A 1,958-nucleotide genomic window follows, 5' to 3' on the forward strand; every position below is an offset into this window, starting at 1 on the left:
ATAAGTCTGATAAGAGATCCGGAGAGAAAACGTGGGAGAAATCCGGGAATAAGTTTGATAGGAGAATTGGAGAGAAAACGTGGGAAAAATCCGGAGATAAGTCTGATAGGAGATCTGGAGAGAAAACGTGGGAAAAACCCGGAAATAAGTCAGATAAGAATCTGGGTGAAAAGGCGTGGAAAAAAACAGGAGAGTGGTCAGATAAGAAGTCGGGAGAAAAGACTCGAATGAATTCAGGGGAAAAGTCAGGTAGGAAGTCAGGAGAGAATACTTGGCAGAAAACTGGAGAATGGTCGGATAAGAAACTGGGAGAAAAGGCACGTAAATATTCAGGAGAAAAGTCAGGTAAGAATTCTGAAAAGGAGACATGGCGTAAATCAGAAGAGTGGTCAGATAAGAAGTTGGGTGAAAAAACTCGTAAGAATTCTGTGGAAAAATCAGACAAGAAGTTTGGAGAAAAGCCATCTAAATGGAGAAAAGAGGGCACTGAAGGTCAACAACGTGGAGATAGAAGGGCTGAGGATAAAGTTTTTTCTAAAGGAAAAAAGAATCAATCCCAATGTCCTGTTTTCCGTAAATGCGGTGGCTGCCAGCTTCTGGATATGCCATATAAAAAGCAGTTAGAATTAAAGCAAAAGCAGCTAGAAACTCTGTTAAAGCCTTATTGCCGTCTTGAAGCTATGATCGGTATGGAAGATCCCTATCATTATCGTAACAAAGTGCATGCAGTTTTTGACCATAATAAAGGAAATCCTTTTTCTGGTGTCTATGAAGCAAATACTCATCGTGTTGTTCCAGTGGAAAGCTGTTTAATCGAGGATGAAAAGGCTGATGAAATTATTGGGACAATCAGAGGTATGTTAAAATCATTTAAAATTCTTACCTATGATGAGGATACGGGATATGGTTTGCTTCGCCATGTTCTGATACGACGTGGATTTACAACGGGAGAGATTATGGTTGTCCTTGTAACTTCATCCCCCATTTTTCCTTCTAAGAACAACTTTGTAAAGGCGTTACGTGACAAGCATCCGGAGATTACCACAGTAATACAGAACATAAACGGGCGTGAAACAAGCATGGTATTGGGAGACAAAGAACATGTATTATATGGGAAAGGATATATTGAAGATATTCTGTGCGGGTATCGTTTCAGGATTTCCTCAAAATCCTTCTACCAGGTGAACCCTGTTCAGACTGAAATTCTTTATAAAAAGGCCATTGAAGCCGCAGGACTTACCGGTAAGGAACGAGTAATAGATGCTTATTGTGGAATCGGTACGATTGGTATTGTCGCCAGTCAGTATGCAAAAGAAGTGATTGGTGTTGAACTAAATAGGGATGCAGTGAAGGATGCGATTGAGAATGCAAAACTTAATGATGTAAGTAATGCTAAATTCTATTGCAATGATGCGGGCAAATTTATGGAGAATATGGCAGAGAGCGGAGAACATGTTGACGTCGTATTCCTTGATCCACCAAGAAGCGGAAGTACGGTTGAATTTATTGATTCAGTAGCGATGCTCAAGCCTGCAAAAGTCGTTTATGTTTCTTGTGGGCCAGAGACGTTGGCTAGGGATTTGGAGTTGTTTAGAAAAAAAGGTTATGAAGCCAGGAAAGGGTGGGGGATTGACTTATTCCCGATGACAAATCATACTGAATTAATTGTCGAAATATGTCAAACAAAAACTAGATATATGTAATATACCTTTTATCTAAAATATGGTAAAATAGGAAAAACTTGTATATTAAAGAAAATTTCCTATTATTATGCATTATTTTTCAGGTAAATTATACGTAGTGGGATGATAAAAGTAAAAGATTTAAATTATTGAAAGATAAAAATTGAGAGACGGGGTGCGGACAGAGACCGTTTCAAAGTCCGTGTAAACTCCAAAAACTGATATAAAATATTGATTGTTATTTATGGGCAAGGCCATTTTTCATTGGTTCTTGCC

The 1,958-nt window shown here is 38.6% G+C and carries 2 protein-coding genes; both read left to right on the plus strand.

Annotated features, from left to right (window positions below; genetic code table 11):
• The coding region (locus T546_RS25775; protein WP_207641345.1) for a hypothetical protein at positions 1–231 on the plus strand (231 nt) is incomplete at its 5' end.
• The gene (gene rlmD, locus T546_RS0122310; RefSeq protein ID WP_084326597.1) at positions 228–1,703 is read left to right on the plus strand and encodes a 23S rRNA (uracil(1939)-C(5))-methyltransferase RlmD; all 1,476 of its coding nucleotides are present in this window, start codon (positions 228–230) and stop codon (positions 1,701–1,703) included. The genes T546_RS25775 and rlmD, both read left to right, overlap by 4 nt.
• Positions 1,704–1,958: the final 255 nt, after the last annotated feature.

The organism is [Clostridium] aerotolerans DSM 5434 (genome assembly GCF_000687555.1).
GTDB lineage: Bacteria > Bacillota > Clostridia > Lachnospirales > Lachnospiraceae > Lacrimispora > Lacrimispora aerotolerans.

Coding starts and splice junctions, on each gene's coding strand:
- rlmD (WP_084326597.1), top strand. CDS start 228: ATGAATTCAGGGGAAAAGTCAGGTAGGAAGTCAGGAGAGAATACTTGG.